The organism is Bacillus sp. MYb56 (genome assembly GCF_002976445.1).
Taxonomy (GTDB): domain Bacteria; phylum Bacillota; class Bacilli; order Bacillales; family Bacillaceae_G; genus Bacillus_A; species Bacillus_A mycoides.
In genome coordinates this window covers 21205-48069 of record NZ_PCOH01000011.1, presented here as the reverse complement: position 1 = coordinate 48069, position 26865 = coordinate 21205, and the positions used below count along the sequence as shown (strand labels likewise).

Below are 26865 nucleotides of genomic sequence, written 5' to 3'. Positions count from 1 at the left end.
GGTATATTATGAAAAAAAAACTACTATTTGTTATGCCTAGTTTATCTACTGGTGGTGGAGAGAAAAGCTTGATAAATCTACTATCACAAATAGATTACAGTTTATATGATGTAGATTTATTTTTGTTTAGTAAAACAGGAACATTCATGAATTCAATACCAAGAGAGGTAGATATATTAGATTTGCCAAGTGATTATAAAATATTTGCATCGAGCCTTAAAAATTCAATAATGGGCTTTTTAAAGAATGGGCAAATTAAATTGGTATATTCAAGATTGATGTTCACCATTAAGAATAGATTGATAAAGAATGCTGCTATTTCAGAACAGTATACATGGGAATATCAAAGTAAGTCATTTGAAGTTTTAAGGAAAGAGTACGATGTAGCGATTGGTTATCTTGAGAAGTCTTCAATATATTTTGTAGTTGATAAAGTGAATGCGAAAAAAAAGGCCGGATGGATACATACAAACTACTCGAATTCAGGTATGGATCGTCAGTTTGATAATCCATATTTTGAACAACTAGATAATCTAATAACGGTTTCAGAAGAGTGTGCAAAATCGTTACAGGAAAACTTTCCACATTTAAAAAATAAAGTTACGGTTATATATAATATAGTAGCTCCTAGGATTATATATGATTTATCTAAAGAAGATATAAAAGATGATAGTTTGTTTGATAGAAATTATACTAATATTATTACTGTCGCTAGATTAAGTCATGAAAAGGGTTTAGATTTAGCGGTGAAATCTTGTAAGTTAATTCTAGAAAAAGGATACAAGATAAAGTGGTATGTACTAGGGGATGGGGATGAAAGAGATAAATTAGAAAGTTTAATAGAAGATAATCATCTATCCCAACATTTTAAAATCTTAGGTGTTCGAGAAAATCCATATCCCTATATACGAAAAGCAGATGTATATGTACAGCCATCTAGGTATGAGGGTAAGTCTATAGCAATTGATGAAGCAAAAATATTGCATAAACCGATAGTGGTGACCAACTTCGAAACTGCAAAAGATCAAATAAATCATGGAATAAACGGAATTATTGCTGAGATGTCTGAAGAAGGAATAGCAACTGAAATTGAAAGGCTTATCAAAGATATAGAATTAAGGGAAAGAATCGTAAATAATTTATCTACAGAAAAGTTAGGAACCGAAAAAGAAATAAATAAGCTCTACGGAATTCTTTAAAAGGTGATTATTATGAAAAAAGACGTATTATTTGTTATCAATAATTTGAACTGCGGTGGGGCTGAGAAGTCATTAATCTCTCTGTTGAATACGATGGATTACTCTCGCTATAATGTGGATTTATTTTTATTTAAGCATGAAGGTTTATTCCTTAATAAAATCCCTAAAAAAGTGAATGTATTGGAAGAACCTTCTGAGTATCAGTTGTTTGATATGCCGATAAAAGCAGCTATCATGAAATGCTTGCGACAAGGAAGACTAGATATAGCCTTATCAAGGGTTTGTGCGGGTTACATATTTAAAAGTGAAAAAAACAAAGCCCGTTGTGAACAGAGAGTATGGCGATATCTATCAAAATCTTTACAGAATATAAGTAAAAAGTATGATGTAGCGATTGGGTACTTAGAAAAAAACCCAGTTTACTTTTGTATAGACAAAGTAAATGCGAATAAGAAAATTGGTTTTATACACACTGATTATGACAAATTAGGAATGGATCCTAACATTGATATGGGTTATTTTCGTTCATTGGATCATATAGTGACGGTGTCTGAGGAATGTGCCAATGTTTTAAAACAAAGATTTTCTATATATAACGACAAAATAGGTGTTATTCATAACATCGTATCTCCAAGTACGATAAATAAAATGTCACAGGAAGAGGTAGATCTAGAGCGTAAAGGGGTAAAGCTTGTTTCTGTAGGAAGGTTAAGTCATGAAAAAGGATTTGATTTGGCTATAGAAGCATGTAAGAATCTGGTTGGAGATGGATATGAAATCAAGTGGTATATCATTGGAGAAGGGGAAGGGCGAGGCAAGTTAGAAAAAATGATAGAAGAAAATCACCTTCAAAATCATTTTTTACTGTTAGGACTGAAAGAAAATCCCTATCCGTATATAAGAGAAGCAGATATATATGTACAACCATCCAGGTTCGAAGGAAAATCTATCGCAATAGACGAAGCAAAAATACTGCATAAACCAATAGTGGTAACAAATTTCAGTACAGCTAAAGACCAAATTAAAAATGAAGAAAATGGGCTGATGATAGACATGGATGCTCACTCACTTTCGGAGGGAATTAAGAAATTAATACATAATGAAGAATTAAGAAATAAGTTAATAAAGAACTTATCAGATGAAGAGCTAGGAACCGAGTCGGAGATAAAAAAATTATATACATTATTTAAGTAGTATAGAAAGGACATAATTATATGGTTATACAGGCAGTGTGCTTTGTGTTACTTGCCGTAATCGCAATTATTGTAGTGATTGATTTCATTCCTATAGGAAAGAATTGGTTGGGAAGAATAAAAATAGGAAGATATACGGATAAAAGCTTATGGAATCAGTCAATCACTCATATAGGTGTTAAGTGGCTAAATAAAACACCAAAGATTAAGGTAACTGATAACACAAGATTAATAGCAATTGATATGTTGAAAGGAAATTATACGAAAAGCGCTATACAGCATTGGCAAGAAGCATCTTTAATATTAGGGTTGTCTGAATACCTGAAATATAATGATGACAGAGCAGTAAAACATGAAATCACAAAGTTTTTGAACTCCAAATTTGATTCTAACGGTCAGTGGGTACACAAACCTCAGTATGTAGATGGGGCAATACTTGCTTATGCTATTATGAAGCTGGATTTTGAGGAGATAGATAAATATAAAAAAGCTTTGGATGCTACTTGGGAAATGATACAAGAGCATATAGGTGAGGATGGTACGATAGAATATAGAAAGTTTATGAAGGGGTATCGATACGTAGATACCATTGGTTTCATATGTCCATTCTTAGTGACTTACGGCATTAGGTATAACAAAAGTGAGTGTATAGATTTGGCTGTAAAGCAGATTAAAGAATATGAAACATATGGAATGTTAAACTTAAGTCATATACCATGTCATGCTTATAGATTAGAAGATAAAGTTCCTCTAGGTTTATATGGCTGGGGAAGAGGTCTTGGATGGTTTGCTATAGGTCTTATAGATACGTGGAATGAATTACCGGAAAACAACGGCTATAAACCTGTATTAGAAGAAAGTGTACGTAAATTTGCAAAAGCTACGATGAAATTTCAACAACAAGGCAATTGGAATTGGACTGTAACCAGAAACGAATGCGGACCAGATTCCTCCGCTACATCCACACTGGGGTGGTTTATGTTGAATGCAGCAAAGATAGAAGATATTTCAAAGGAATGTTTGGAAAGTGCAGATAAAGCTATCGGTTATTTGATGGGAGTGACAAGAAGAAACGGAGCGGTCGACTTCTCTCAAGGTGATACGAAGGATATAGGTGTATATTCTACGTTATTCGATATATTGCCATTCACACAAGGGTTTTGTATTAGATTAATTAATTTACGTAATAATTATAAAATTTAGTTATCCTTATAAGGATAACTAAATTTTAATAGTTAGATTAATAAATTTTATTTTAGAACAGAGGGAAGAATTATGACGAGACGTTATAAAGAATTGGATTCCCTTCGGGGTATTGCTGCAATCATTGTTCTATTAGGACACTTCTTAGCATTATTTCCGATATTAGGTAAAAAGGTAATGTATTCAACATTTGGGGCCTATTTTTCTATATTATGGCAAGGTCATTCGGCTGTTATTATATTTTTTGTGTTAAGTGGATTTGTTCTATCCTTGCCTTTTTATAAAGGGACGGAATTTAATTATTTAAAGTATCTTATTAAAAGAGTTTGTAGGATTTACATTCCTTATATTGTGATTCTTTTTATTGCAATAGGAATTAAATTGGGGATTCATTCTAAAATTGGTACCATTCCTGGTTTGGTACAATGGGGTTCATGGAACATAGAAGTTTCTTTTAATAGAGTAATAGATCATATTTTATTCTTGAGAGAATTTAATTCTGATGCGTTTATTATGGTGATTTGGTCATTAGTTCACGAGATGCGAATTTCCATAGTGTTTCCTTTAATTATTTTTCTTTTACTTAGAGTAAACTGGAAAGTAAGTATTGGGATAGCGATGTTTTTATCAGTTATTGGTTATTTATTAATGAAGAACATTCCAAGCGAATTTAATATGCCAGTATCCACCAATTACTTTATCACATTACATTATAGCTCAATGTTTATTATTGGTGCACTACTAGCCAAAAACAGAGAATATTTAGTGAGTAAAATTATTAATTCAAAAGTAAAATATATATTATTGCCTTTAGGTCTTTTATTTTTTAGCTATCCCCGTATCCCATTTATGTTACTTTCCAAACTAATTGGTGAAATTGATTATGATTTGTATCTTATTATTATCGATTGGTATATATGTTTTGGTGCAGTTTTAATTATTCTATCCGCTCTAAGTTCAAAACTATTTTCTAAATTATTACTGATTAAACCAGTACAATTTATAGGGGAAATATCATATAGTCTTTATTTAGTACATCCAATTGTTCTATTAACAACAGTTCATATTTTCTATGGAAAGATATCAGTGCCTTTAATTTTATTAATTTCTTTCTTATTTACTATGGTTGTGTCGGTCTTATGTTATAAATTTATTGAAATTCCATCAATAAAAATAGGCCGGAAACTTGCCACTAAAAATTCTAGAGGCGATGTTTCGTTGAGAAAAAAGGCTAGTTGAAAAATTGGGAAATAATAAGAATAAATATTATGTAAGATGTGAATAGAGGGATAAGATTAATTTTCTTAAGAAAAAGAGGAAAGATAATCTAATGTTCTATCGAGAAAAGTATTAGAAAGGAGCTTGGTATGGTGCAAATAAAAATAAAAAGTATGTTAGTTTTTATTTGGAATAAATTGATCGATATGAAAATTCAGAGTTTGAATCGATTAACTATCATAAAAGATCGATTCACGAAGTGCTTTTTCAAGCCCCCTAGAATTCAATCTATAGATGAAACTTTAAAAAAAATTATTCATGATAAAGCTTCCATAGCCAGGTATGGTGATGGTGAATTTAAATTAATTCATAATCTAGATATAACATTTCAACGGGCTGATCATTTGTTATCAAAAAGATTAAAAGAAATATTGCTAAGTGAAGATGAGAAGTTCTTAGTTTGTTTACCGGATGTTTTTCAAGATTTATCAAAATATGCAGATGAACCAAAGGGTTATTGGAGTCTTCATACTGCAAAATATAGATTAAAGTGGTATAAAGACTTGAAGAAGGGAAAAGTATATTATAATTCCTTTATATCGAGATTCTATTATCCCTTTCGAGATAAGTCAAAATGTAAAGAATGGTTTATATTATTAAAATTAATATGGAAAGATAGGGATATAGTTTTAATAGAGGGCAGTAAGAGTAGATTAGGTATTGGAAATGATCTGTTTGACAATGCTAAATCAATTGAAAGGATTTTAGTACCAGAGGAGCACGCATTCTTACATTACAATAAAATCTTAATAGCAGCAAAAAAAAATAATAAATCTAAATTGATTCTATTAGCAATAGGGCCTACTGCTACTATATTAGCATATGATTTGTATAAAGAGGGATATCAAGCAATTGATATAGGGCATGTGGATATTGAATACGAATGGTTTTTAAGACAAGCAAAAACTAAAATCAAAATTGAAAATAAGTACGTATGTGAAGCAGGTGCTGGACAAAATGTGGGCGATATTCAAGATGAAAAATATTTAAGCGAAATTAAAGCTGTAATAAGATAGGCATGAGGGTTTAACTTATGTAAGTAATGTAGAGGTGAAAGGATTGCATGAATTAATAAGTGTTATTGTTCCCATATATAATGTGGAAAAATGGTTAGCTAGATGTATTGAAAGTGTTTTAAAACAGCCTTTCGTCAATATTGAATTAGTTCTAGTCAATGATGGTTCAACAGATAAATGTGGTGAAATATGTGAAGGATATTTAGAAAAGGATAATAGAATTAAAGTAATCTATAAAGAAAATGGAGGAGTGAGTAGCGCAAGGAATGCAGGGATCGAGGCTGCTACAGGGAAGTATATAGTGTTTATAGATCCCGATGATGAGGTAAGCGAAAACTATTTTACTAGGTTATATGGTACTGCGGAAGATAAAAAGTGTGATGCTGTAATATGCGGATACAAAACTGTTCCAAATAATAATAGTATTATTCCTAACTTCAAATTAGATACTGTTATGAACGGGAGAGATTTTGTACTGAGCTCTCCGAATGTTCATTCCAAGAATGATCTATGCTTTGCATGGAGGTATATATACAATTTAAGCATTATAAAAGAAAAAAACATCAGATTTAATGAACAAATGTTTATTGGAGAAGATGTTATTTTTAATTTAGAGTTTTTATTGCACTCACAAAGGGTATGTGCAATCTCAGAAGTTCTTTATTTTTATAATATTAATAATCCAAATAGCTTAATGAGGGTTCCGTATAAACCAAATTTAGAGAACAGTTTAGTTTTACAATATCAAATGAGAAGACAACTTTCACAAGAATTTGGTTTACTGCACGATAAGCAATTTAAAAAAGATATGGCTAATTATTATATAAATCACATATATAGACTGTTGGTTAATAATTTAAAAAGCGATCCTAATGTGGATGTTAATAATGCTTTTCGTAGAATAGTGAATTATGAAATGTTCTCAGATAGTGTAAAAGGAATTGGTTTTTCATATCGATGCAATAACTTTAAGGAGTATATATATTATTTAGCAATAAAGTTTAAAGTGTACCCTTTAATAGTTGCAGCATATAAAAGAGAAATCAGGTAATACTCTTGGATTAAAAGTGTTTTCATACTTTCTGAAGTGGGAGGAAAAATGAGAGTTAAAAATTCAATAATTAATATATCAGCCGGTATAGGTAGTCAAGTTATTATTACGTTACTAAGTTTTGCTTCCAGAACCATATTTATTACTTATTTAGGTGTTGAGTACCTGGGGGTAAATGGATTATTTACTAATATATTAGGAATGTTATCTTTAGCTGAAGCAGGAATAGGATCTGCTATCATATATAATCTATATAAACCAGTGGCAGAAAATAATCAGGATAGAATCAATATGCTTATGAATTTTTATAGAAAGGCATATATGGCAATAGCTTTAATAGTATTGTTACTAGGATTACTTTTATTACCTTTCCTTGGATATATTGCTAAAGATGCAAAGGTAGACAATATTCATTTTATTTATATTATATTTTTAATTAATACAGCTTCATCTTATCTATTTTCTTATAAAACCTCATTTTTAAATGTATGTCAAAAGGGATATATTGTTACAGGGATTTATTCTATCTCATCTATTATATCTACTTGCGTTAAAATAGGAATTTTATACTTTACGCATAGTTATATTTTATATCTAATAATCGATATTATTATAACAATTAGTACCTCTGCGTTCTTGGCTATATTGGTAGATAAGATGTACCCATTTTTAAAAAATAAAGCAGCAAGCAAATTAGATAGTGAAACCAAAAGTAATATTGTTAAAAATGTAAAGGCTTTAGTGCTACATAATATAGGGGGATATATTGTCTTTGGTACTGATAACATGTTAATTGCGTCTTTTGTCAGTGTTGCAGCTGTTGGATTGTATTCAAATTATTATATGTTAATTAACATTTGTAGAACCTTTATAAATCAAATCTTTGATAATATTAATCATAGTGTAGGGAATTTGGTTGCAAGAGAAAGCGATGAAAAAATTTATAGCATATTTAAGGTTACTATGCTTTGTAATTTTTGGATATACTCATTTTTTTCCATATTTTTATATATTATAATGCAACCCTTTATTACTTTATGGATTGGTTCGAAATTTATTATGGATATAAGTGTATTAATTATATTAATGATAAATTTTTATGTATCAGGAATGAGACGTTCTATATCTATGGTCAAAACAACATCAGGGATTTTTCATGAAGATAGGTATGCTCCCTTTTTAGAGGCTGCCGTGAATCTGGTGGCTTCTATTGTCTTGGTGCAATATATGGGTATAACAGGTGTTTTTATTGGAACACTTATAAGTACACTAGTGGTTCCATTTTGGATTGCTCCTTATTTAGTATATAAGAAAGTATTTCGTAAACCGGTTAGGGATTATTTTTTAAAATATACTTACTATGTGATGATAGGGCTAGGAGCTTGTGTTATCACAAGTTTAATATGTGATCTTATTCCGTATAATGGATTACTAGAATTAATATTAAGAGGGATGATTTGTTTAATAATTCCAAATGCTATTTATGTATTTGTTTTTTATAAGACAGATGAATTTAAGTATTTATTTGGAATTGTTAAAGGTATAATGGGAAACCTGAGGGTGAAAATTCAGTCAAATAAAAAGGGCACTTTTTAATTTGAAATGTACATTTCTATAATCTCGTTACTAACCCAATCCATCGGGCGCGATAAAGCCATTAACGAATCAACTTTACCAATTCATTAGGCACAAGCGCAAAAAAAATAGTATTTAAGAATCTTGCTTATTATAATCGAGCGCCAGCACCTAATGAATTGATGCAAAATTATAATGCTTTAAAGTAAGAGCAAGTAAATAAAAGGAAAGTATTAAGAATCTTTTAGAAATGAAACACCACTATGTTCTGTTGAATATGGTGGTGTTCTTATTACTGAGTATTTTAATTGAATATTTCACATGACATGTCCTTAAATAAAAAAGTAAATCAATTCGTTATTTTTCAACTATGAATGGGGCTGCTTTTTATGAAGATAGAAGTTTTAGGCAGTTATGGAGTAGAGGTTAATACATAAACCAAATTAGGAGTATGATTATATATGAAAAGACTTTTCGATTTGTTCGTTTCTTTGTCATTATTGGTGTTTCTTTTACCACTTATTATAATAGTGGCTGTTTTAGTTAGAATTAAGTTGGGTTCTCCTATCATATTTAAGCAGCAACGCCCGGGATTGCATGGTGTCCCTTTTTTTCTTTATAAGTTTAGAACTATGAATGACGAGAAGGATAGTGAGGGGAATGTGTTGCCCGATGATGTAAGGTTTACCCGTTTCGGAGGGTTTCTGAGAAAATATAGTTTAGATGAATTGCCACAGTTGTTTAATGTTATAAAAGGAGACTTAAGTTTGGTAGGCCCAAGACCATTATTGATGGAGTATTTGGAACTATATACAGAAGAACAGGCCAAGCGACATAATGTCAGACCAGGGATTACGGGATGGGCCCAAGTAAATGGGAGGAACGCGATTTCTTGGGAGGAAAAATTTGATTTTGATGTATGGTATGCAAAAAAACGGACTTTTTGGTTTGATATGAAAATTTTGTTGTTAACGGCAAAGAAAGTATTTAAGTCAGAAGGAATCAATCAAGTTGGGCATGTAACTGTGGAAAAATTTAATGGCACAAAGAATTCTTGAGGAGGTGAGATGGATGCGAATAATTATGATTGGGGCAGGTGGTCATAGTAAAGTAATCCGAGATATTATCCTATCGTATGGAAATTATGAAATCATTGCGCAATTAGATGATGTGTATAAAGAGTTAAAAGTTGAGGATGGCGTTTATTTTGGACCCATTTCTGCAGCTGCAAAGTTAATGGATGAATATGTAGATACAAAGTTCGTGATAGCTATAGGGAATAACAGAACAAGAAAGATAATTATGGAGCAGTTAGAGATTCCCAGTCATCGCTATGCGACGCTGATACATAAACAATCTATTGTTAGTTTAAGTGCAAAGATTGGAGCTGGTACGGTTGTGATGCCCGGTGCAATTATTAATGCAGATGCTGACATTGGGAATCACGTTATTGTCAATACAGGCGCTATTGTTGAACATGATAATAAGGTAAAAGATTTTGCACATATTTCCCCAAATGCAGTGCTTACAGGATCCGTTACTGTAGGAACAGGAGTACAGATAGGAGCAGGAGTTAATGTAATTCCAAATATTACAATTGGCGATTGGTCCATTATTGGTGCGGGGGCAACAGTAATTTGTGATATTGTAGCGAATTGTACAGCAGTTGGCATTCCAGCTAGAGTAATAAAAAAAGAATTATAGGAGAGTGTTTAAAGTGGTATATTCACAGGAAAAAACAAGAATCTATCTCTCCGCTCCACATATGAGCGGTAATGAACAAAAATATATAGGGGAAGCATTTGATATGAATTGGATTGCTCCACTTGGTCCAAGCGTAGATGCGTTTGAAAGTGAACTTTCATCCCATGTTGGAGTTCTTGATGCGGCTGCAGTTAGTTCAGGAACCTCTGCTATCCATTTGGCACTTCGCTTACTGGATGTAAGAGATGTAGATACGGTGTTTTGTTCAAGTCTTACTTTTATAGCGAGCGCAAATCCAATTTTATATTTAGGGGCTACACCAGTATTCATTGATTCAGAGCCTGAAACATGGAATATGTCACCGCAGGCTTTAGAATGTGCATTACGTGATGCAAAAGAGAAAGGGGTACTTCCGAAAGCAGTAATTGTTGTGAATCTATATGGACAAAGCGCTAAAATGGATGAGATTCTTTCGTTATGTAATACATATAATGTTCCAGTAGTAGAAGATGCAGCGGAATCACTTGGTTCTTTCTACAAAGGTAAAGCGAGTGGAACATTCGGAAAATTCGGTGTTTATTCATTCAATGGCAATAAAATCATTACAACCTCAGGTGGAGGTATGCTTGTTTCGAATGATGTCGAAGCATTAAGAAAAGCAAGATTTTTAGCTACCCAAGCAAGAGATCCGGCTCCACACTACCAACATAGTGAGGTTGGATATAATTATCGTATGAGTAATATTTTAGCGGGTGTAGGTAGGGCGCAGCTGCAAGTCTTACGAGATAGAGTACAGGCAAGGAGAAAAATATTTGATAGGTACTATCAAGAATTATCTCATATTCCAGGGGTACAGTTTATGCCTGAGTTAGAGGATACCTATTCAAACCGATGGCTTACAGTTCTTACTGTAGATGAAGAAAAAACAGGAGTATCGATTCAGGCATTACTGAAACAACTGGAAAATGAAAACATTGAGGCGCGTCCTGTTTGGAAACCTCTTCATATGCAACCGCTATTTGAGGGAATAACTTATTATTCTCATAGTGAACGTGAAGATATTGCTAGAAAACTATTTGAAACCGGTCTATGTCTTCCATCTGGATCAGGTATGACAGAAAAAGATCAGACAAGAGTTATTACATGTATTAAGAATATATTGACGGTAAGTGCTAGCATGTAAAGATAAAAAATAGAAAGAGCTTCAATTAAGAAAGGCGTTAATGAACTAGGAGGGTTTAATATCTCAGTCAGTGCCGTTTTTGTGAAATTTCATTTTACGGAAAAAAATTTTTTTTGAATGAAAGTCACGGCAATCCCTATAAAGAGTGAAATAGTAAGCGTACATAATCTTGTGGTAAATGTGAATTATATTCTTTGCTAGCATTATTAGTGGTAAACGCATATTATATCATCCCTTTTGTGAAAATGGTATAAATATAAAAAGGTTATTCTCCTGTTTTGATTAAATAAGCAGGAGAATGAAGTAATAGAGAACATAAAATATGAAAATCAGCGTTAATTAATAGGTTAATAATAAATTATATGAAATATCATAGCACAGAAATTTTCAAAATATAAAAAGATGGGAATTCTCCTGTGTATTTGTAAGATATAACGTTTCTCCTGCTATTTGTGAACATTAAGAGCACTACCTTAAGATTTTAGGGAAACTAAGAAAATAGATGGAATGTTCGTAAAAGCTCGATTGGTGAGATTAATAGTCGGTAGGGATGTAAAGCCTCCTACCGATTAAAGTTTTACTGTATTATTTGTTTTTACAGTTACTAAAAAAGATATATAAATATTCATTTTTTTAAGTATATAGATGCTTGACAATGCAATAGTGAAATGGTAATCTGAGTTTATATTCTTTATAAAGAATATAAACGTTTTATTGATATATTAAATTCAAGGATTTTTATTCATATAAAATTCAGATGGTAATATCTTGATTCGAATTAAGAGAATCACACCTTTGTTCATTTTTTGAGAAAATCAAAATGCAAGGGTTTACAATAGGATAGGTAGCCTGAAGGTTTGAATACTTCAACTGAAAAAAGATTTAAGGCTATAAAATCAGGTTTTAAAATCTGTTATGCGTAAACGAGGTAGTTTGAGGAAAGAGTTTTCTGGTATATTAATAATATTTTTTTGATATATCTGGTAATTTGCTTATCCATCGGGTTTTCCCTTAATTGTCTCGTAGTGGGAGGAAAAAAATGAGTGCAATAACCGGAATTTATCATTTAAATGGAGAACCGATACCGCCTGAACATAGGATTGGAATCATGAAGGATTTATCTCGTTATCCAGGTGACAATACCGATATATGGCACAAGGAAAATATTTTTTTGGGTTCCCATGCAAAATGGATAACATCTGAATCTATTAATGAACAATTACCTTACTATGATTATGAAACACAGTTGGTTATAACTGCTGATGCTATTATTGATAATCGCAATGAATTATTCGATAGATTGCAAGTAGAAAAGGTACATAGAAGAGAGATGCCTGATAGTAAGTTGATTTTACTCGCTTATCAAAAGTGGGGAGAGCATGTACCAAAGTATCTAATTGGTGATTTTGCTTTTATGATTTGGGATGAGAGAAAGCAATTGCTCTTTGGTGCACGTGATTTTTCAGGAAGTCGGACTTTTTACTTTTACCGCAATCAAAATCAATTTGCTTTTTGTACTAGCATACAACCGCTGTTTTCTTTACCGTACGTAGGGAAGGAATTGAATGAGCAATGGTTAGCTGAATATTTAGCGATACCTAATATGCTTGATACAATAGATGCATTTTCAACAGTGCATAAAAATATAGAGCAAGTCCCGCCTTCTCATACTATCTCCGTAGTTAAGGGAAGAGTTAGTATTGCGAAATACGACACGTTATTTGTAGAGGAGCAGTTGCAACTCAAATCAAATGAAGATTATGAAGAGGCGTTCAGGGGCGTATTTGAAAGCGCAGTAACATCAAGGTTACGTACTCATCGTAATGTTGGTTCTCATTTAAGTGGGGGATTAGATTCAGGAGCTGTTGCTAGCTTTGCTGCGAGAGCCTTGCAAAAAGAGAACAAAAAATTATATACATTCAGCTCGGTACCTGCGGAAGGGTTTACTGATTGGACTCGTGGTCATACGATTGCTGATGAAAAGCCATTTATTCAAACTACAGTACAACATGTAGGGAATATTAAAGGGAATTATTTGAATTTTCCGGGAGAAAATTCTTTCTCAGAAATTGATGATTGGCTTGAGATTATGGAGATGCCATATAAATTTTTCGAAAATTCCGTCTGGGTGAAAGGGATTTATGAAAAAGCCCAACAACAAGGGATTGGGGTGCTCTTAAATGGAGCGAGAGGAAATTTCACAATCTCTTGGGGGCCAGCTTTAGATTATTATGCGATTTTACTTAAAAAGTTCAGCTGGTTGCAGCTTTATCGTGAAATTGATTTGTATGGTAAGAACGTTGGGGTCAAAAAATCGAGAATACTGAAAGTTGTAGGAGAGAAAGCATTTCCATCGATAAAAAACATGTTTTCCTCAGAACAGCAATACGAACTGCCAACGTTAGTTAGTCCAGAACTTGCAAAACGTACTGATGTATTTAGAAAGCTTGAAGAACATGGTGTAAAAGTAACAGGGGCCTCTATCCCAAATATATATGAAATAAGGCAGAAACATTTTGAACAGCTAAACTTGTGGAATACAACGGGTACAAGTGGAACAAAGCTCTCCTTGCGTTATGGTTTACAAGGGCATGATCCAACGAATGACTTACGGGTAATTCGATTCTGTTTATCGTTACCACTCGAACAATTTGTTCAAAATGGCTTAAATCGTGCACTTGTCCGGAGGTCCACAAAAGGATTTCTTCCTGACAAAGTAAGATTAAATCAGCGTGTGCGGGGAATACAGGCAGCTGATGTGGTTCATCGCATGATTCCTTCATGGAAAATGTTTATCGAGGAACTTCGGCAGCTTAGTAAAGACCCAGTGGCCTCTAACTTTTTTAATATGGAGATTATTAAGAGCGCGATTTTGAAAATTCAAGGAGAACCACGAGTAGAATACGTGTTTGATCCAGATTTTAGAATTTTAATGCGTAGTCTTATTGTCTATCGATTTATCAAAAAATATATTTGAAAGGGGGTGAAATTATGAAACAAGAATGGCAATCACCAGTATTAGAAGTACTTGATATCAACATGACAATGGCTGGACCTGGAAAGAGACTTGTTGACCAAGTTTTTGAAGATGAGGATGAGCAAGGCGCTCTTCACCACAGCTAATGCACTAATATTTAAATGAGATTTATATGCTTTACAGCCCTTATATAGTTTAATTACGGTATAAGGGTTTTTTTTAATCAATTTTTCAACTATTTGGAGTGAGAAAGATGATACATACTGTAAAGAAAGAGATTTACAAAGCCTTCGGATTAGCCCTATTAAGTGAGATTCCCCTGCCGGAATTGCCTCAAGTAAGTAATTACGAAAATGAAGTAGACGTAAAAATAGAAACTGCAGATTTGTCCCAATTATGGGGAGAGTTATCTTCTCCGAAGTCAGTGTTTGTAGTTGAAGAAAAATTAATTATGTTTCAAATCCCCGAAACTGCTACGTTTTGTATTAAAAATGGAGAAAAAATCATTGTTTCACCTATGAAAGGGTCTGATCAAGATAAGATTCGGCTTTATATTCTTGGGACTTGTATGGGGGCATTGTTGATACAGAGAAAAATACTCCCTCTGCATGGAAGTGTAATAGCCATCAATGGAAAGGCGTATGCTTTTGTAGGAAGATCAGGAGCTGGAAAATCAACTCTTGCATCAGCCCTTTTAAGCAAAGGCTATAAGCTTTTAAGTGATGATGTAATTGCTGTGTCTCTTTCTGAGGATAATACTCCTTTTGTTACACCATCTTATCCGCAACAAAAGTTATGGAAAGAGAGTCTTGATCAGTTTGGAATGGAGACAGCGCATTATCAGCCATTATTTGAAAGGGAAACTAAATATGCTGTCCCCGTTACAGCTAACTTTTTCGAGGAACCATTACCATTGGCAGGTGTATTCGAATTAGTGAAAGTAGAAAATGGGGATGTTGAACTTCAGCAGATTGAAGGACTGGAGAGACTACGCACATTGCTGCGTCATACATATAGGAATTCATTAATCCCACGATTGGGGATGATGGAATGGCATTTTATGCATTCTACAAATATCGTAAACAAAATAGATATGTTTCAATTGAGACGTCCTATTTCAAAGTTTACGGCACATGATTTAGTATCCGAAATTCTAGAGTCTTTAAAAGAGGAGGAAAAATAATGAGTAGTAAACAAACAATTTCATTACACAGTTTTGTTGTACAAGGTCAGGAAAATGTAGTGAGCGATATGGATGGGGAGAAAGTGATGATGAGCATCCATAATGGGAAATACTATAACTTAGGAGGTATAGGTGGTGAAATTTGGAGTTTAATTAATGAATTAATATCTGTCAATCAAGTGATTGATATATTATTGTCTCGATATATGATTGAAGAGGCAGAATGTAAGGAACAAGTACTCTCTTTCTTAAATCATTTGTATGCAGAAGGGTTAATCTCGGTTGATGAAAAACTTTGATTTTTAATTGAACGTTCCAGATTTAATAGATTAGGAGTAGGATCGATGAATATCATAAATAAAGCCAAAGCTTTCTTGTCGTTCGATATGGGAACAAAATTATTACTTATAGAAGCTTTCTTTTATTTAGGCTGGGCTCGTATTCTTAAAAGTATACCGTTTTCTAAAGCTGCTCCTATATTAGGAATTCATATGGCAGAAACGTCTTTAAACTATGATGAATCGGAAAAGATTACGTTAAGGAAAATTTCTCAAGCAGTGCATATGATGAGCCGTTATACATTTTGGGAAAGCCAGTGTCTCGTTAAAGCTATCGCTGCAATGAAAATGTTGGAGAAGCGTCAAATTGAAAGTACCCTTTACTTAGGGACCGCGAAAGATGAGACAGGAAATATGATTGCCCATGCGTGGTTACGTAGCGGGCCCTTTTATATTACTGGCGTAGAAGAAATGAAGAGATTTACCGTTGTTGGTAAATTTGCAAAAAGGATAGGGTAAAAAAATCTTGAAGGAGAATGAGATGTATACCGGTTGTAATCTTGATTTGAGTCATTTACCTAAAGAACTAAAATTGTTACTTGAAATTATAAAGAAGGAAGATAAAGAGATACAAGAAATCCCGGGAGACTGGTTCATAAATATTGATTGGAACAAATTTTTGAAACTGGCGCTGCATCATCGTATGTACGCGTTCATTTATCCAAAAATGAAATCCATTGATAAACAGTTAGTTCCATCAAATGTTGTGCAAGTATTAAGTACATATTTTAAAAGGAATACATTCCATATGCTTCATTTAAGTGGAGAAATGGGGAAAGTAAGTAAATTATTTGCTGAAAACCAACTTCAACTTCTATTTTTGAAGGGCCCTATTCTTGGCGCAGACCTATATGGAGATGTTTCCCTTCGAACATCAGGGGATCTGGATGCCCTTGTTCCTATAGATGATCTTGGAAAAGTGAACGAATTACTTGTAAAGAATGGTTATGTCAAAGAGGATGATTTTCCGACGGTTATGAATGAATGGAAGTGGAGACGCCACCATACAACTTACATGCATCCGATAAGTAAGGTGAAATTGGAGATTCATTGGCGACTACACCCAGGACCGGGAAAGGAACCACGCTTCGATGAGTTATGGGGGCGAAAGAGGACGAGTCCTGTCACAAATTATCCTGTCTATTTTTTAGGGAGAGAGGATTTGTTTATGTTTCTTGTGACTCATGGGACTAGGCATGGTTGGTCCAGGCTTCGATGGTTAACGGACATTGACCGTATGGTAAGGCAAGAAATAGATTGGGAAGAACTCACTGTTATGTTGGAAATGTATGGATGTAAACAACTGGTAGGTCAGGCGCTTATTTTATCTTCTGAGCTTTTAGATACTCTTATAATAGCGGAAGAGGCAAAAGTATTAATGTCAGGGAGAAGGGTAACGCAATTAGCGCAGCTTGCTATATATTACTTGGAAAATATGATTAACTTGCATACAGATCCTGTCCCAGAAGAAGTTTCAAAATATCATGAGCGATATTTATATTTGTTAAAGACAAGCTCTCAAAAGCTACTGTTTCATCTTAGTTGGTTGTATCCTTATCCTCAGGATGTGGAAACTTTACCACTGCCAAAACAACTGCATGTTTTATATTTCCCTTTGCGGCCGGTTTTATGGATTTGGAGGGAAATGAGGTACCGTAAGGAGAAGTGAAAATGAGAAATATTTTATATTTTACAAAGCGGTTATACTCTTTTACTGGAAACATTCTCATTGTTAATCTCATGGGAATGGTATTGGTCAGTCTTGTAGAAGGAATCGGCATTTTATTATTAATTCCTATGATAAGTATTAGCGGTATTGCGAAGATGAATGAACAGACAAGTCCTCTTTCAGGGGTTCTTGGATTCCTAGGTGAGATTCCAACTACTTTAGGATTACCACTTGTATTAGGAATATATATTATATTGGTCGTGGGACAAGCGCTTTTGCAAAGGAATATAACAGTTCGTAATGCGAAAATCCAGATACGTTTTATTAATCATTTGAGATTGGAAACTTATCGTGGATTGTTGCAGGCCAACTGGAGTTTTTTTGTGAAAAAGAGAAAATCAGATCTTATCAATTCTTTGACAACGGAATTAGGGCGTGTTAGCGCAGGCACTAATTTATTTTTACAGTTGCTCACTTCTTTAATGTTTACATTTATACAGATTGGTTTCGCTTTTTGGTTAGCGGCAGATATAACAATTTTTGTACTATGTTGCGCTGTGGTACTTGCCTTTCTTTCACGAAGATTTATTAAAAAATCAAAAAGATTAGGTGGTCGAACCTCAGAGAATTCAAAAGCGTATCTTGCAGGTATAACTGATCATTTTAATGGAATTAAGGATATTAAGAGCAATACACTAGAACGATCTCGTTATATGTGGTTACGTAATTGGGTGGAAGATGTGGAACGTGAACAGTTTGCATATATTAAGGTGAGAAATAATTCTCAACTCTTTTATAAAATTGCATCAGCTGTTTTCATTGCTATTCTTATCTTTCTATCTGTTAAGTTGTTTCAGACGAAAACGGAGCAATTATTATTAATTATTCTTATATTTTCTCGTTTATGGCCACGATTTGCAGGTATACAGTCAAACATGGAACAAATTGCAGCGAATCTTCCCGCTTTTAAAGATTTGCTGCAATTACAGGAAGAGTGTAAGAAAAGTATAGAATTGCAAGATATAGAGCAGGATTATGATTGTATAAATCCTATGCAGATAGAACAATCTATTGAGTGTCAAAATATCTCTTTCCGCTACAATAAAGAAAATGCTGTGTACTCACTTAAAGATATTAATTTGTGTATTCCTGCAAATTGTATGACAGCTATCTCAGGGCGTTCCGGTGCTGGAAAGAGTACATTAATTGATATCATAATGGGACTTATGCAGCCGGAGAGCGGTCAGTTATTAATAGATAACAAACCGTTGACAAGTAAGGACCTATTATCATTGAGAAAATCTATTAGCTATGTTCCTCAAGATCCATTTCTATTCAATGCCAGTATAAGAGACAATTTGAGAATGGTTGAACCAAATGCAAGTGAGGAGCAGCTTTGGGAAGCTTTGGAATTTTCTGCTTCCGCTGATTTTGTTAGCAGGCTCTCGCAAGGATTGGATACAATGATTGGCGATAGGGGAGTCAAGCTTTCAGGAGGAGAACGACAACGTCTTGTTCTGGCTAGAGCGATACTTCGAAAGCCTTCTATTTTAGTACTGGATGAGGCAACAAGTGCTCTAGATGCTGAAAATGAAGCGAAAATACAAGAAGCATTGGAAAGATTGAAAGGAAGCATGACAATTATTGTCATTGCACATAGACTATCTACTATACGTAAAGCTGACCAAGTAATTGTAATGGATCAAGGACAAATTATTCAACACGGTAGTTTCGCACAACTGGCAAAAGATGAAAGTGGTTTATTTAGTAGTCTACTTGGACAACAGGCTAAGGTAAACATTTAAATATGACTAGTCACAATTATTTTTTATAAATTTAAGGAATACACTGCCTTTATTTCTTTCGGGCCGGTAACGCAATTTGATTATTTATGGTTTGGGGGATAATTGGTATTTGTGTACTGGTCTTTTTATGGAAATATGAGCTTAATTTAATTGTGTGACCAGTAAAAAAACTAGAAATACTTATTATGACTTATTAATATACCATCTATATACATGTATAAATATCCGTGTTATAATTTAACATGGAACCTGATTTTATTTATACCATATAACAAAAAGCAGCGAGACCCCTTGTCTTTAGGACTAGAGGTCTCGCTGCTTTTTGTATATAAAGGTTTATTAGTGTAGTTGTGATAATATATTTTGAAGCACCTTGTAGACATTTTTATGGTCAGTGATTAATGAGAGGTAGTGCCTAATGAATTGTTAGTATTTTGAATTGCTACTAATTTTATATAAGTAATTAAGAAGGGAAACGATTTGAGAAGATGAAAGAGAGATAGTGAAGAATATTATATAAGTATTCCTTTTTATTTCATTTGAGTTTTTCTCTCAAATACTCCGGAATGCCTTATTTAACAGATAAACAAGGAAAAGCAACAATTTCTTATTAGTTATACTCTATTTTTATGTATCGTTAAATAGATTTAAAAGAATTTATATGTAATATTGGATATTTCTGTGAAATGTAAATGTATCTTTTGTGATGATATTTTATGGGGTTTTTATTAAAGGCTAATCCACGAAGATTTATTTTTTTATAAAGCATAGTGTTCTGGATTACGAATCTTAATTTCTAGATATGCTATTTAAGATAATATAAGAAAAATGAAGAAATTTGTAGAAATTTGTAGAAAATTAAGGGTATGATGGTAAAAAGGAGTAAATATTAAATTTTTCTTTCTTATATTTGTCCTTTATAATGAGCTATGAATACGACATGTGAGGAAAATAATGTATATTTCCTCTCCCTAACTTTGATATACACCTTTTTCCAACCTCCGTGTTAATTGCTATTATTTTGTTATACCGATTAGCGAAGGGAAAAGGGTGTATCTTTTTTGTATGAATAGCCCTAATAGATATTTTGGGTAGAAAGCATTTCTTGTTTTTCGTGACAAAAACAATGGAGAATGGGATAATAAGGACAGTGTGTTGGTGGTATGACCAATTTGGTATATAAGGAGAGAATGATATGCTAGATATTCAACAGATTAAAGAAATTATTCCACATCGTTATCCATTTCTACTAGTCGATCAAATTCTAGAAGTAGAAGAAGGAAAGCGTGCGGTTGGGATTAAAAATGTAACGGCAAATGAGGAATACTTTAATGGACACTTTCCAGATTATCCTGTGATGCCAGGTGTTCTAATTGTAGAAGCATTAGCGCAGGTGGGTGCTGTTGCGGTACTGAAGAAGGAAGAAAATCGCGGTCGCCTTGCATTCTTTGCTGGCATTGATAACTGCCGCTTCAAACGTCAAGTTCGCCCAGGTGATCAACTTCGCCTAGAAGTCGAAATGACACGTGTCCGTGGACCGATTGGAAAAGGAAAAGCAGTAGCAACTGTAAATGGTGAAATCGCTTGTGAAGCTGAAATCACATTTGCAATTGGTGATAAGAAAGAATAAAGATTTGTTAACATAACTTTACCTTGGAAGATGAATGAAGAGAGTATGGTCATTCATCTTTTTTATTGTTATTGAAGCGAATTATGAAGAAATGGACGAAAGGTAAGAGAATTTGTCGATAGGTAAGTTCTCTTACTTTTAAACAAACGTTTGATTAAAAAATATAGGGGACTTTCGAAAAAAAGTTTATCAACTAAAGTCTGAAAAAGATGTCGAAATATTAAGAAAAAACAAAATAAAAATTAACAAAGGTAAGATTTTTATAAACGGGATATTATAAACACGCAGATCAATCAATGGTATATTCACTAGTAATACTAATAATACCCATATATCGACAGTATATAGCAAATGAAAACCTATACATTAAAAACCGTGTCGAAATTCGTTGGATTCGGTAGTAAAATATTTGTCAAGTTCTCCAACGATTTTCTCAACCATTCTTGCTATACTAATATAAGTTCTGTAATATGTTAAATAGTTATCTATCACTAAACAATTTTAGGACTAGATACCAGATTTTTGTTGTCAGATTAAAATCCAACAATTTATTTTTTTTTAGAAGTTTTTATGACAAATTATTGAAAGCTGGAGGAAGGCATGGAAGAAACAATAAGTTTGAAAGAGTTATTTGCTATTTTAAGGAAACGATTAGTTATGATCCTTGTAATTACGATTGGTGCAGCACTTGTAAGTGCGATTGTAAGTTTCTACTTTATAACGCCGATTTATCAGACTTCGACGCAAATTCTTGTTAATCAAAAGAAGCAAGAAGGTGTTTTTCAACCTGGTGAAGTACAAACAAGTCTTCAATTAACAAATACATATAAAGTTATTGTGAAAAGCCCAGTTATTTTAGATCAAGTGAAAGAAAAGTTAAAGCTTAACATGTCAACTGGGGCTTTAAATAGCAAAATTAACGTCGCAAACGAGAAAGATTCACAAGTGATCGCTGTTACTGTACAAGATAAAGATGCAAAGCTAGCTCGTGATATCGCAAACACAACAGCGGAAGTATTCAAGAGTGAAATTGCAAAAATCATGAGTGTTGATAACGTAACAATCTTATCAAAAGCAGAAGTAACAGAAGGACAGTCACCAATTAAACCAAATAAGATGCTGAACGTAGCAATTGCATTTGTTGTTGGATTAATGGCTTCTGTTGGACTAGCATTCCTACTAGAATACTTAGATAACACGCTGAAAAAAGAAGAAGATATTGAAAAACTACTTGGCGTACCTGTTCTTGGTGTCGTTTCTCATATGGAGGAAGATGGCACAAAGAGCAATAGTTTATCAGCAACGAAGAGAGTAGGGGGTCATACAATTGGTTCTTAAGAAAAAAATATTACGTGCTCGCCGTCAGCTGATTGCATATGAACAACCAAAATCATCTGTGTCAGAGCAATACCGAAATATACGAACAAATATTGAATTTGCATCTGTTGATAAGAAGATTCGTTCTCTTATCGTAACATCTGCGAATCAAAGTGAAGGAAAGACAACAACGGCTGCTAATATTGCAGTTGTTTTCGCACAACAAGGTAAGAAAGTATTACTTATCGATGCAGACTTACGTAAACCAGCATTACATCAAATGATGCAAGTGGATAATATATTTGGCTTAACAAGTGTATTAACACGTAGTAATACACTAGAAACATGTGTGACACAAACGAAAATCGGTAATTTAACATTTTTACCATGTGGTCCAATCCCACCAAATCCAGCGGAATTACTGGGTGCAAGCTCGATGAAAGATTTACTTTCAGAAGCTTTTGGCACGTATGACCTTGTCATTTTTGACACATCACCAATCTTACCAGTTACAGATGCACAAATTATGGCAAATCAATGTGATGCTTCTGTACTTGTTATTCGAAGTGGTGTAACAGAAAAAGAGGCGGCACTTAAAGCAAAACAATCATTAGATAGCGCAAAAGGTACATTACTTGGCGTTGTCTTAAACGATAAAGAACAAAATGGATCCGAATATTACTATTACGGTTCTAACTAAATGCAAAAGAAGGAAAGGTGAACATTCATCTTTTCTTCTTATATTCAGTATGTGAAGAATATGTGGAGAGAGGATGAAATAGAATGATTGATTTACATTGTCATATCTTGCCTAATGTCGATGATGGAGCACAATCAATCGAAGACAGCATTGCAATGGCAAAGGCAGCATGCGAAGAAGGAATTCATACAATCGTTGCTACTCCTCATCACCAAAATGGGGTTTATATGAATCTAGCAGAAAGCATTCTTCATCAGGTAAAGCAGTTAAATGAAAGATTAAAAGAAGAGGATATCAATTTAACCATTTTACCTGGTCAAGAAATCAGGTTGTACGGAGAGTTATTAGAAGACTATGATTTGGGACGTATTGTTACACTGAATCGTACTGATAAATATATATTAATTGAATTTCCAGCAAACCATGTCCCGCGCTATGCAGAAAAAATGTTATATGAATTACGTGTGAAAGGGATCACGCCGGTTATTGTTCATCCAGAACGGAATATGGAAATTATTGAACGACCCGATGTGTTGTATAAGCTCGTCAATCAAGGGGCACTAACACAAATTACCGCAGGAAGCGTCACAGGGAAGTTCGGAAAGAAAATCAAGAAGGTTTCATTGCAACTTATTGAGCATCATTTAACACATGTCATATCATCAGATGCTCATAACACAACAACGCGCTCCTTTCACTTGCAAGCTGCGTATGAAACAGTAGGGAAAACATTTGGGAGTTCTACATTGTGTTACTTCAAGGAAAATACATATGAACTAATAAGTGGAAAAATGATTTATCGAGAAGAGCCTGAGAAAATAAGACGAAAAAAAATATTCGGTCTCTTTTAAAGAGAAAACAACTTGGTGATGCCTCCTAACCAATATCAATGGAGACACTCGGCTATGCTGTGGGTAGAGTAAATTTCTACCTTAGACGCGTTTGTTGTCAAAAGCATGATGTGAGGTAGGGTTAGATGCCCATAATTGAAACTCTACCTATGGAGTTATAAATATGGCTCTATAGATAGGTTTTTTCATTATTACTACATATATATATACGAAAAAAATGTTTGGGGGTACTGATTTGAAAAAAGTAAGGAAAGCAATTATTCCAGCTGCTGGACTGGGAACAAGATTTTTACCAGCGACGAAAGCGATGCCGAAAGAAATGTTACCTATCGTTGATAAACCGACGATTCAGTACATTGTAGAAGAAGCAATTGAATCTGGCATTGAAGATATTATTATTGTAACTGGAAAAGGAAAACGTGCAATTGAAGATCATTTTGATCATTCTTTTGAACTGGAACAAAACCTTTTAGAAAAAGGTAAATATGAAATGCTTGAAAAAGTACAAGCATCTTCAAAGATTAATATTCATTACATAAGACAAAAAGAACCAAAAGGATTAGGTCACGCAGTATGGTGTGCTCGTAAATTTATTGGGAATGAGCCATTTGCAGTATTACTTGGTGATGATATCGTACAAGCTGATACGCCATGTTTACGTCAGTTGATGAATGAGTACGAGGCAACGCATTCGTCTGTAATTGGTGTGCAAACAGTACCCGAAAATGAAACGCATCGTTATGGAATTATTGATCCAATCACGCAAAATGGTCGTCAATATCAGGTGAGCCGATTTGTTGAAAAACCAGCACAGGGAACAGCACCATCTAATTTAGCAATTATGGGGCGTTACGTATTAACACCAGAAATCTTCATGTTCCTTGAAGACCAACAAACAGGTGCAGGTGGAGAAATTCAATTAACAGATGCGATTCAACGTTTAAATGAAATTCAACGTGTGTTTGCATATGATTTTGAAGGTACTCGATATGATGTTGGGGAAAAATTCGGATTTATTAAAACAACGATTGAAATGGCACTTCAAAATGAAGAGTTGAAATTAGATTTAATGAAATATATAGAGGAACTTGTAAAAAAGGAAGAGGTACATTCATAAGCGAATGTGCCTTTTTATTATAAATAAGATACTAATTATATAAAGAAGGGAACATATATATTGAGTTATCAAAGACGGCTCTCATTATTAATTTTATTAGATTCATTTATCGTATTAACGGCCGTGTATTTAAGTTATTGGTTCGTACATCCTAATGTATTAAACAAAATTCCTACGACAGTAATTATTAGTTCTATTACATTATTGTGTAGCCATCATATTTTTGCAGCTATTTATAGGCTTTATAATAAGGCATGGGAATATGCAAGTGTTGGAGAATTAATACAAATATTTAAAGCAATTACACTTTCTATTATTGTAACAGCAATTGTTCAACAAATAATAAATCATGATATTTATGTTCGAATTTTAGCAATCGCATGGATGTTACATTTATTATTAATTGGTGGTTCTCGCTTTGTATGGCGTATGTTTCGCGATACATATATTACGAAAGCTACAGATAAAAAACGAACATTGATTATCGGTGCTGGTTCAGCGGGAACTATGGTAGTAAGACAATTGCAACATAATAAAGAAGCGGATCTATATCCAATTGCGTTTGTTGATGATGATAGAAATAAACAAAAATTGGAGATTTATAATGTGCCGGTTGTTGGTACAACAAATCATATTCAAGAGATTGTGGAAGATAATGATATAGAGCATATCATTATTGCTATTCCATCTTTAAATAGAAATCAAATAAACGAAATTTTTGAGAAGTGTACAAAAACGAAAGCAAAAACGCAAATTGTACCAATGCTTGAAGATCTTTTAGATGGCAAAGTTTCTGTTAATGAATTTCGAGATGTACAAGTGGAAGATTTATTAGGTAGGGAGCCAATTCAATTAGATGACGCGGGCATCGGGGAAAAGATTGCAGGTAAAACGATTTTAGTAACGGGTGCGGGCGGATCAATTGGATCAGAAATTTGTCGTCAAGTGATGAAGTATAATCCTGCAAAAATTGTTCTTTTAGGACATGGTGAAAATAGCATTTATACTATTGAAATGGAAATGCGAGTTACTTATAAAGATGCAGTGGAAATTACGATAGAAATTGCTGATATTCAAGATCGACATAAAATCTTTGAAATAATGAACAAGCATCAACCATATATCGTATATCATGCAGCTGCACATAAGCATGTACCTTTAATGGAACGTAATCCTGAAGAGGCTGTAAAAAATAATATTTTTGGTACGAAAAATGTAGCAGAAGCGGCTGATACATTTAAAGTAAATACGTTCGTAATGGTTTCTACAGATAAAGCGGTAAATCCGACGAATGTAATGGGAGCTACAAAACGATTTGCGGAAATGATTGTCCAACATATGGCATCCATTAGTACTGGTACACGTTTTGTTGCAGTTAGATTCGGTAATGTTCTTGGAAGTAGAGGAAGTGTAATCCCATTATTCAAGAAACAAATTCAAAAAGGTGGACCTGTAACAGTTACTCACCCTGATATGATTCGTTACTTTATGACAATACCGGAAGCTTCAAGATTAGTTATTCAGGCTGGAACACTAGCTAGAGGTGGAGAATTGTTCGTACTAGATATGGGAGACCCAGTAAAGATTGTTGATTTAGCTAAAAATTTAATTACTCTTTCAGGGTATTCAATTGAGGAAATTGGAATTGAATTTACTGGATTAAGACCAGGTGAAAAAATGTATGAAGAGTTATTAAATGAAGGTGAAATTCATCCGGAGCAAATATTCCCTAAGATTCATATAGGAAAAGCTGTTTTAATGGATCAAGAGGTTTTAAGACAGTTTATGAATGATTTTGAGGAAATTAGTAAAGAGGAAATAAGAGAACGATTATTAGATATTGCCAATAATAAAGTTAATTTTAAACATTAATTTA

General features: G+C 33.5%; 23 protein-coding genes. All 23 read left to right on the top strand.

The features are described 5' to 3' along the window. Positions 1 to 8: 8 nt before the first annotated feature. Positions 9 to 1199: a glycosyltransferase gene (locus CQ058_RS15105; protein WP_105589830.1), complete on the top strand. Its 1191-nt coding sequence runs from the start codon at positions 9 to 11 to the stop codon at positions 1197 to 1199. Positions 1200 to 1211: 12 nt separating this feature from the next. After that, positions 1212 to 2393, top strand: coding sequence for a glycosyltransferase (locus CQ058_RS15100; protein ID WP_105589829.1), 1182 nt, complete (start codon positions 1212 to 1214; stop codon positions 2391 to 2393). A 20-nt stretch (positions 2394 to 2413) separates the two neighbouring features. Beyond that, positions 2414 to 3595 (top strand): glycoside hydrolase family 88 protein, encoded by a 1182-nt coding sequence (locus CQ058_RS15095; RefSeq protein ID WP_105589828.1) that lies wholly within the window; start codon positions 2414 to 2416, stop codon positions 3593 to 3595. A gap of 72 nt (positions 3596 to 3667) precedes the next feature. After that, entirely contained in the window at positions 3668 to 4834 is a 1167-nt protein-coding gene (locus CQ058_RS15090; protein WP_105589827.1) for an acyltransferase family protein, read from the top strand. A 128-nt stretch (positions 4835 to 4962) separates the two neighbouring features. Beyond that, positions 4963 to 5889 carry an SP_1767 family glycosyltransferase gene (locus CQ058_RS15085; protein WP_105589826.1) on the top strand — a complete coding sequence of 309 codons (927 nt, stop codon included), beginning with the start codon at positions 4963 to 4965 and terminating at the stop codon, positions 5887 to 5889. 43 nt (positions 5890 to 5932) lie between these two features. Beyond that, a complete protein-coding gene (locus CQ058_RS15080; RefSeq protein ID WP_105589825.1) occupies positions 5933 to 6940 on the top strand; it encodes a glycosyltransferase in 1008 nt (335 codons plus the stop codon). Positions 6941 to 6988: 48 nt separating this feature from the next. After that, entirely contained in the window at positions 6989 to 8536 is a 1548-nt protein-coding gene (locus CQ058_RS15075; protein WP_105589824.1) for a lipopolysaccharide biosynthesis protein, read from the top strand. A gap of 440 nt (positions 8537 to 8976) precedes the next feature. Continuing rightward, complete coding sequence (locus tag CQ058_RS15070) at positions 8977 to 9573, top strand: sugar transferase (RefSeq protein ID WP_105589823.1); 597 nt, start codon at positions 8977 to 8979, stop codon at positions 9571 to 9573. A 13-nt stretch (positions 9574 to 9586) separates the two neighbouring features. After that, positions 9587 to 10219 carry an acetyltransferase gene (locus CQ058_RS15065; protein ID WP_105589822.1) on the top strand — a complete coding sequence of 211 codons (633 nt, stop codon included), beginning with the start codon at positions 9587 to 9589 and terminating at the stop codon, positions 10217 to 10219. A 13-nt stretch (positions 10220 to 10232) separates the two neighbouring features. After that, positions 10233 to 11402: an aminotransferase class I/II-fold pyridoxal phosphate-dependent enzyme gene (locus CQ058_RS15060; protein WP_105589821.1), complete on the top strand. Its 1170-nt coding sequence runs from the start codon at positions 10233 to 10235 to the stop codon at positions 11400 to 11402. 1039 nt (positions 11403 to 12441) lie between these two features. Beyond that, positions 12442 to 14379: a lasso peptide isopeptide bond-forming cyclase gene (locus CQ058_RS15055; protein ID WP_105589820.1), complete on the top strand. Its 1938-nt coding sequence runs from the start codon at positions 12442 to 12444 to the stop codon at positions 14377 to 14379. 14 nt (positions 14380 to 14393) lie between these two features. Then, entirely contained in the window at positions 14394 to 14525 is a 132-nt protein-coding gene (locus tag CQ058_RS15050; protein WP_000808480.1) for a paeninodin family lasso peptide, read from the top strand. 107 nt (positions 14526 to 14632) lie between these two features. Beyond that, a complete protein-coding gene (locus tag CQ058_RS15045; RefSeq protein ID WP_105589819.1) occupies positions 14633 to 15562 on the top strand; it encodes an aldolase in 930 nt (309 codons plus the stop codon). Continuing rightward, a complete protein-coding gene (locus CQ058_RS15040) occupies positions 15562 to 15861 on the top strand; it encodes a lasso peptide biosynthesis PqqD family chaperone (RefSeq protein WP_000095761.1) in 300 nt (99 codons plus the stop codon). Before CQ058_RS15045 ends, CQ058_RS15040 begins: the two co-directional genes overlap by 1 nt. 45 nt (positions 15862 to 15906) lie before the next feature. Beyond that, positions 15907 to 16359: a lasso peptide biosynthesis B2 protein gene (locus CQ058_RS15035; RefSeq protein ID WP_105589818.1), complete on the top strand. Its 453-nt coding sequence runs from the start codon at positions 15907 to 15909 to the stop codon at positions 16357 to 16359. A gap of 22 nt (positions 16360 to 16381) precedes the next feature. Further along, complete coding sequence (locus tag CQ058_RS15030; RefSeq protein ID WP_105589817.1) at positions 16382 to 17569, top strand: nucleotidyltransferase domain-containing protein; 1188 nt, start codon at positions 16382 to 16384, stop codon at positions 17567 to 17569. Between the two features lie 2 nt (positions 17570 to 17571). Next, complete coding sequence (locus tag CQ058_RS15025; protein WP_105589816.1) at positions 17572 to 19374, top strand: ABC transporter ATP-binding protein; 1803 nt, start codon at positions 17572 to 17574, stop codon at positions 19372 to 19374. A 1195-nt stretch (positions 19375 to 20569) separates the two neighbouring features. Continuing rightward, positions 20570 to 21004, top strand: a complete 435-nt coding sequence (gene fabZ, locus CQ058_RS15020; protein ID WP_002184592.1) for a 3-hydroxyacyl-ACP dehydratase FabZ — start codon at positions 20570 to 20572, stop codon at positions 21002 to 21004. A 600-nt stretch (positions 21005 to 21604) separates the two neighbouring features. Continuing rightward, positions 21605 to 22342 carry a YveK family protein gene (locus CQ058_RS15015; protein ID WP_105589815.1) on the top strand — a complete coding sequence of 246 codons (738 nt, stop codon included), beginning with the start codon at positions 21605 to 21607 and terminating at the stop codon, positions 22340 to 22342. Further along, positions 22332 to 23021: a CpsD/CapB family tyrosine-protein kinase gene (locus CQ058_RS15010; protein ID WP_002184594.1), complete on the top strand. Its 690-nt coding sequence runs from the start codon at positions 22332 to 22334 to the stop codon at positions 23019 to 23021. The genes CQ058_RS15015 and CQ058_RS15010 overlap by 11 nt, the downstream gene beginning before the upstream one ends. An 83-nt stretch (positions 23022 to 23104) precedes the next feature. Beyond that, entirely contained in the window at positions 23105 to 23872 is a 768-nt protein-coding gene (locus CQ058_RS15005; protein WP_105589814.1) for a tyrosine-protein phosphatase, read from the top strand. Positions 23873 to 24107: 235 nt separating this feature from the next. Next, on the top strand, positions 24108 to 24989 hold the full coding sequence (gene galU / locus CQ058_RS15000) for a UTP--glucose-1-phosphate uridylyltransferase GalU (protein ID WP_105589813.1): 882 nt from the start codon (positions 24108 to 24110) through the stop codon (positions 24987 to 24989). Positions 24990 to 25049: 60 nt separating this feature from the next. Continuing rightward, a complete protein-coding gene (locus CQ058_RS14995; protein WP_105589812.1) occupies positions 25050 to 26861 on the top strand; it encodes a polysaccharide biosynthesis protein in 1812 nt (603 codons plus the stop codon). The last annotated feature ends 4 nt before the right edge of the window (positions 26862 to 26865 follow it).